Genomic DNA, 6,748 nt, shown 5'->3' with positions numbered 1-6,748 from the left:
CGTACTGGTTTAAAGTTAATCCACTATAAACAAAAAGGTCGTCTGAAAATGCCTCTTCCGCTTTTTCAGACGACCCCTTCCCTATTCCGCTTACGCTTCCTGCGCGTCCACATCCACCGACCATCGGATTTTGCCGTCGCGGTTTTGCTGCAACACCTGCACCCACAAACTCACGGCGCGGTGCAAATCCTGTCGGGATGTCGATTCGAGGAAGATTTGCGCGCGTTCGCGTTCGGCGAGACGCACCATCAGCATGGGGGCGGCGCCGAACTGGGAGACGCTTTCGGGCAAAAGCGGAGCAAGGGTTTCTTTGGCGGCGTTGAGAAACTCCATCGCATCGGCAACACGCGGCGCGTCGGCGCGGACGGCGGTTTGAAAACCGAAGGGCGGCATGGCGAACATTTGCCGCTCGTTCAATTCGTTTTCGGCAAACACGGCATAGTCCTGCGCTTTGACGGCGGCAAAGACGGGATGTTCGGGCAGTTGGGTCTGTATCAATACCTTGCCGGGTTTGTCGGCACGCCCCGCCCTGCCGGACACTTGCATCAGCTCGGCAAACAGCCTTTCCGGCGCACGAAAATCCGCGCTGTACAGGCTGCCGTCGGCGTTCAACACGATAACGAGGTTAAGCCGCGCAAAATCATGGCCTTTGGCGAGCATCTGCGTACCGACCAGAATGTCGATTTCGTTGTCAGCGATGCGGCGGTACAAATCCGCCCAGTCGTTTTTGTGCGCGGTGCTGTCCCTATCGACGCGGACGACGGCGGCCTTGGGCAGGAAGGCACGCAGGGTTTCTTCGACGCGCTGCGTGCCGTGGCCGACGGCGGTCAGGTCTTGGTTGCCGCAGTCGGGGCATTTGAACGGGATGGGTTCGCGGTGGTCGCAGTGGTGGCAGCGCAGTTGGCGGGCGCGTTGGTGCAGCACCATTTTGGCGGAGCAGTTCGGGCAGCCGAAGGTATGGCCGCAGTCGCCGCAAAATAACGCGGGCGCGAAACCGCGACGGTTGAGGTACACCAGCGACATGCCGCCTGCTTCAAAATTCTGTTTCAAAAGCTGCAAGGCTTGCGGCGAGAAGCCGTTGTCGAGTTTCAGACGACCTACGTTGAGGATGTCCACTTGCGGCAGTTGCGCGGCGGTATGGGCGCGTTCGGTCAGTTGCAGCAGGCGGTACGCGCCGCTTTGCGCCTTGTGCCAGCTCTCCAAGCTGGGCGTGGCACTGCCCAACACGACGGGGCAGCCGCTCTGCTTCGCCCGCCACACCGCCAAATCGCGGGCATGGTAGCGCAATTCGTTGTCCTGCTTGAACGAGCCGTCGTGTTCCTCATCGACTACAATCAACCCGACATTATCCATCGGCGTGAACACCGCCAGCCGCGTGCCGATGACCAGCTTCGCCTGCCCCAACATCGCGCGCAGATAATCCTGCGTGCGCTTGCCTGCCGCCATCTGGCTGTGCAACACGGCGGTCGGCACGTCGGCAAAACGGTTTTCCACCCGCTTCAAAAGCTGCGGCGTGAGGTTGATTTCGGGCAACAGAAACAACACCTGCCGCCCCTGCGCCAACACTTTCGCCATCGCATCGAAATACACCTCGGTCTTGCCGCTGCCGGTGATGCCGTACAGCAGAAACGGCTGGAAGCTGCCAAAGGCCGTCTGAATTTCATCGGAAGCCTTCTGCTGGTCGGCGTTGAGCTGAAATTCAGACGACCTCAATACAGGCTTTGCTGCTTCCGTCGTTTCAATCCAGCTCTGTTCCGTCCAATCCTCGATTAACTTCTCCGCCTGCGCGTTCACCTGCTTCAACGCCGCCATCGTCATCCCGCCCGACAGCAGCGCGTCCCACAAAGCCGCTTTTTTGTTGAACCGCGCCGGCGGCGGCGTTTGCGCCCTGCCCGCTTCGTTCAACGCATAAAACAACGGCGGCTGCGGCATTTCCACCGCGCGCGTTTCCTTCAAACCCTGCGGCAGCGCGGCAAACACCGCCTGCCCCGTCGGATAGTGGTAATAACGCGACGTAAACGCCAACAAATCACGCCAGCTTTCGGGCAGCGGCGGCTCGTCCGAAAAGGTCGTCTGAACACCCAAAATCCGCGCCGCATCCATATCGGGCGCAATATCCGTTTCCCACACAATTCCGACCACGGTCTTGTTGCGGAAAGGCACAAGCACCCGCGCGCCCTGCGGCAGCGGCTCGGAATGGGAATAAGTCAAAAGGCCGTCTGAAAGCGGCACGTTTACGGCGATGCGGTGGTAGATCATGGTGTGTAAAAAATGTTTGAGGCCGTCTGAAAAAACGGAAGCTATTTGCACAAATACAAACAGTCTTTATCTAAGGTAAAGCCGTAACCCTGTTTCCACAAATCGAAATAAGGACGGAGAAAATCGCTGTCAGGTTTGGTGTGGTAAAGCGGGTATTGCAGATAGGCGGACAGGTAATAATCACAACTTACGGAATAATAGGCTTCGGACAACACTTGTTCGTGGCTGTTGTAATCTGTATTGCTCGTCTGCCATTCGCTAAATACCTCTCCCAACAAATCCTGAGTATCGTTAAACTCTTCCGCAGGTTCACCCAAACGTATCTGTTTAATCGCTGCCAAGGCTGCAATCAGCTCTTCGTCTTCAACAAAGCGGGCAAATTCGCGCAACCCTTCCAGCAAACGCTCACCCGTCTGTCTCACTTCTGTCTCATCTTGCGCAGGCGGACAGAAATAGCCGGGAATATAGCCGCCGTCGAGGATTTCTTGGTTATGTTCGGCAGTGTTTTGATACACAGGCATAATGCGCGCCAACAATTCACGCCCCTTTTCCAAAGGCTCAAACACCTCAGCCACGCCTTCTCCGTCAGGCATAAAACCTTGAAACAAACCATAGAAATAGTCTTCCCAGCCATTATATTTATCTGCTGCCCGCGGCTCTTCGCCCAGCAGCTTAAACAGATATTCAGCGTATTCTTGTTGGTTCATCTTTTCTCTCAAAGTGTCGATAAAATCTTTCAGTTGCCCGCAGCAAATCTTTCAGACGACCTCAAACCGGCCCGAAGTCCGCTTAGCCATATGTTTACGGCGATGCGGTGGTAGATCATACAGGCAGGCAAATCATTTTTTTGCGTATTTTAACAGCCGAAAGCTATTTTCAGACGATAAATTGAGCCTCAATACAATGCAGGCATGACAGAGGTTTGATACAATGCGGTTTTCTTGACACACGCCTATACTTAAAAATGAAAACCAAATTAATCAAAATCTTAGCCCCCATCGCTCTGATCTCACTGACCGCGTGCGGGCAAACGCCCGTTTCACAGGCAAATGCAGCACCCTCTTCAGCCGCCAAGCCCGCCGCCCCCGTACAAGGCAAAGTCGGCGAAGCCTTGAAAGCCCGCCTCGAAAAAATTTACGAATCCCAAGGCCTGAAAGTCATCAGCGTCAGCGAAACCCCTATTCAAGGCATTTATGAAGTCGTCGTCAGCGGTAAACAAATCATTTACACCGATGCCAAAGGCGACTATATGTTCGTCGGCGACCTCATCGACGTCAACACGCGCAAAAGCCTGACCGACGAACGCGCCGCCGATTTGAACAAAATCGACTTCGCCTCCCTGCCTTTGGACAAAGCGATTAAAGAAGTGCGCGGCAACGGCAAGCTGAAAGTCGCCGTCTTCTCCGACCCCGACTGCCCGTACTGCAAACGCTTGGAACACGAGTTTGAAAAAATGACCGACATCACGATCTACAACTTCATGATGCCGATTCCGAGCCTGCACCCCGATGCCGCGCGTAAAGCCGAAATCCTGTGGTGTCAGCCTAACCCGACCCAAGCCTGGACCGACTGGATGCGCAAAGGCCAATTCCCGAGCGGCAAAGCCAATTGCGAAAATCCCGTTGCCGAAACCACTTCTTTGGGCGAACAATTCGGCTTCAACGGCACACCTACCCTCGTTTTCCCGAACGGCCGCAGCCAAAGCGGATACAGCCCCATGCCGCACCTCAAAACAATCATCGAAGACAATCAGAAATAAGATTGGCTTCAAAATACGGCAAAGGTCGTCTGAAAACCGATATACAAGGTTTTCAGACGACCTTTTTCATACCGCCGAAGCAGGCAGGCAAACTGTGTTAAAATCCCAAGCTCTTGAATAAACGGACCAAATATCCCGTCTGCAAATCTGTCCATCCCGTGCGAACCGATTTTCTGAGTCCATCCCAAGCAAGTCGGCGCAGCCGCTTGATACGTTTCACCCTATCCGGCGGCAGATTTCAGACGGCCTTTAAGACAGCATTATGAAAAAACACCTATACCGCATCACACTCCTCACCATCGCCGCAGCCGTCCTCTCCGCCTGCCCGAGCAAACGCATCAAAAACCTTCCCGAAGTCGACACCACCACCGTCAAAGGCCCGGACCGCCCGACCGGCACGCCCGATCCCGCCGGCACCACCGTCAGCGGCGGCGGTGCGACCTACACCGTCGTGTCCCACCAAGAACTGCCGCATTGGAGTACCCAACACTTCGTCAAAAGCCTCCAATCCTTCCGCTTAGGCTGCGAGAAACTCAAAAACCGCGCAGGCTGGCAAGATGTCTGTGCCCAAGCCATGCAGACGCCCCTCCACCATTTCCAAGCCAAACATTTCTTCGAACGCTATTTCACCCCTTGGCAAGTCAGCAACAACGGCAACCCCGCCGGCACCATCACCGGCTACTACGAGCCCGTCCTGCTCGGCGATGACAAAACCACAAGCAAAGCCCGCTTCCCCATCTACGGCATCCCCAACGACTTCGTCTCCGTCCCCCTGTCCGCCAATTTGAGGGGCAGCAAAGCCACCGTCCGCATCCGCCAAACCGGTGCCAACAGCGGCGTCATCGACAACAGCGGCACACACACCGCCGACCTGTCCCAGTTTCCCATTACCGCCCGCAGCACCGCCCTCAAAGGCAGATTTGAAGGCAGCCGCTTCGTTCCTTATTACACCCGCAACCAAATCAACGGCGGCGCGCTCAACGGCAAAGCCCCCATCCTCGGTTACGCAGAAGACCCCGTCGAACTCTTCTTCATGCACATCCAAGGTTCGGGTCGTCTGAAAACCCCGTCCGGCAAATACATCCGCGTCGGATTCGCCGACAAAAACGAACATCCCTACGTCTCCATCGGACGCTACATGGCGGACAAAGGCTACCTCCCCCTTGCACAAACCAGCATGCAGGGCATCAAAGCCTACATGAAGCAAAACCCCGGCCGCCTCGCCGAAGTCTTGGGACAAAACCCCAGCTACGTCTTCTTCCGCGAACTGACCGGCAGCAGCGAAGCCGGACCGGTCGGCGCATTGGGCACCCCGCTCTTGGGTGAATACGCAGGCGCCATCGACCGCCACTACATCACCTTAGGCGCGCCGCTGTTTGTCGCCACCGCCCATCCGACCACCAAAAAAGCCCTCAACCGCCTCATCATGGCGCAAGACACAGGCAGCGCCATCAAAGGCGCCGTCCGCGTGGACTACTTCTGGGGCTACGGCGATGAAGCAGGCGAGGTTGCCGGTAAAATGAAAACCACAGGCTACGTCTGGCAACTCCTGCCCAACGGCATGAAACCCAGCTATCAGCCTTAAAATCGGCTAAAAAGTCAAAAGGTCGTCTGAAAACCGTTTTTCAGACGACCTTTTTCATATCCAAACCATCCATGCCCGCTCTTATAGTGGATTAACTTTAAATCAGGATAAGGCGACGAAGCCGCAGACAGTACAGATAGTACGGAACTGATTCACTTGGTACTTCAGCACCTTAGAGAATCGTTCTCTTTGAGCTAAGGCGAGGTAACGCCGTACTGGTTTAAAGTTAATCCACTATAATTGTATTGTTAACCCATTTTAGTAAGTGTAGGCTTAGGTAGAAACCAAATATTTTAGATAACTGGATGATTTTTTTTGGATCATAATCTACCTGCTACTATGTATATTGAACAAAGGATTACGTTTTGATCACTTTAAATAAGTGAGCTTTATTTATTACAATTTGCCTCGCCCCAACTTTTACACTTGGAGATTTACCTGAAACAGTTATTGATAAAGATGCATTAAACAAACCATGTCATGCAAACAGTATAATACAATAGGATATTCTTGTATGTTTTTCTAAGTCATATTTATTGGCACAGAAAGAATTAAATAATAATTATTCAATTGCTCAAAAGCAGAAAAATGTAAATATAAGAAATTATTTAATTCATCAACAAAGGCAATGGAATAAAAACAAATTTGATAAATGCTTGATATTGCCAGAGAAAGAGGTTGGGAGAGAGGGGATATTTGAATATTTTCAATGTGCTACAGATGCCATTTTAAAGCGAAATAGCTATTTAAAAGAAATTTATGTATGTGGCAACGAACCTTGCCAATTTGAAGAACCATATTTCTTTCAAACTATTGGGCATGATAAGGATTAACAACCCATCTACCCTCGAATTATAAAATAACATTTTTCTTTTTAAATTAATCTATAAAATCTGAATTAGAACCTGGCATTTATCAAGGTCGTCTGAAACTCAACTTTCAGACGACCTTCTTTAGCCCCAAATCTATTCACCCATCACTTTCAGGAACCATCCATACGACATTTTTACCGCTTGTCATTAATCATTTGTCTTGCCTGCCTTTTTGATTTATTTTTAAACTTTCATCATAAATCATCCAGATCGTCATGACTGCCCGCCAATCCTACCATCTCACCTTCGCCCGTTTCTCCCCGTCACTCTCTG

The 6,748-nt window shown here is 52.4% G+C and carries 5 protein-coding genes; 3 read left to right on the top strand and 2 right to left on the bottom strand.

Annotated elements, in window-relative coordinates:
- Positions 1-90 precede the first annotated feature (90 nt).
- Both HMPREF3050_RS06345 and HMPREF3050_RS06340 read right to left on the bottom strand, forming a co-directional pair.
- Positions 91-2,259: a primosomal protein N' gene (locus HMPREF3050_RS06345; protein WP_070774158.1), complete on the bottom strand. Its 2,169-nt coding sequence runs from the start codon at positions 2,257-2,259 to the stop codon at positions 91-93.
- Positions 2,260-2,300: 41 nt separating this feature from the next.
- Positions 2,301-2,966, bottom strand: a complete 666-nt coding sequence (locus tag HMPREF3050_RS06340) for a hypothetical protein (protein WP_070774135.1) — start codon at positions 2,964-2,966, stop codon at positions 2,301-2,303.
- Between the two features lie 257 nt (positions 2,967-3,223).
- Here HMPREF3050_RS06340 and HMPREF3050_RS06335 point away from each other — a divergent pair, with 257 nt between their 5' ends.
- The 3 genes from HMPREF3050_RS06335 (at position 3,224) to HMPREF3050_RS15020 (ending at position 6,436) form a co-directional block, all read left to right on the top strand.
- The gene (locus HMPREF3050_RS06335) at positions 3,224-4,018 is read left to right on the top strand and encodes a DsbC family protein (protein WP_070774132.1); all 795 of its coding nucleotides are present in this window, start codon (positions 3,224-3,226) and stop codon (positions 4,016-4,018) included.
- Positions 4,019-4,280: 262 nt separating this feature from the next.
- Positions 4,281-5,603, top strand: coding sequence for a murein transglycosylase A (locus HMPREF3050_RS06330; RefSeq protein ID WP_070774130.1), 1,323 nt, complete (start codon positions 4,281-4,283; stop codon positions 5,601-5,603).
- Between the two features lie 506 nt (positions 5,604-6,109).
- A complete protein-coding gene (locus HMPREF3050_RS15020) occupies positions 6,110-6,436 on the top strand; it encodes a lysozyme inhibitor LprI family protein (protein WP_283122378.1) in 327 nt (108 codons plus the stop codon).
- The last annotated feature ends 312 nt before the right edge of the window (positions 6,437-6,748 follow it).

It is taken from the genome of Neisseria sp. HMSC065D04, assembly GCF_001815675.1.
In the GTDB taxonomy this organism is placed as follows: Bacteria; Pseudomonadota; Gammaproteobacteria; order Burkholderiales; family Neisseriaceae; genus Neisseria.
Note: the sequence above shows the minus strand (reverse complement) of the source record. Positions and strands in the feature narration are given on the sequence as shown.

Bases quoted from the DNA above. Each gene is read 5' to 3' on its own strand.
- HMPREF3050_RS06335 (WP_070774132.1), top strand. From the start codon at position 3,224: ATGAAAACCAAATTAATCAAAATCTTAGCCCCCATCGCTCTGATCTCA.
- HMPREF3050_RS06330 (WP_070774130.1), top strand. From the start codon at position 4,281: ATGAAAAAACACCTATACCGCATCACACTCCTCACCATCGCCGCAGCC.
- HMPREF3050_RS06345 (WP_070774158.1), bottom strand. From the start codon at position 2,259: ATGATCTACCACCGCATCGCCGTAAACGTGCCGCTTTCAGACGGCCTT.
- HMPREF3050_RS06340 (WP_070774135.1), bottom strand. From the start codon at position 2,966: ATGAACCAACAAGAATACGCTGAATATCTGTTTAAGCTGCTGGGCGAA.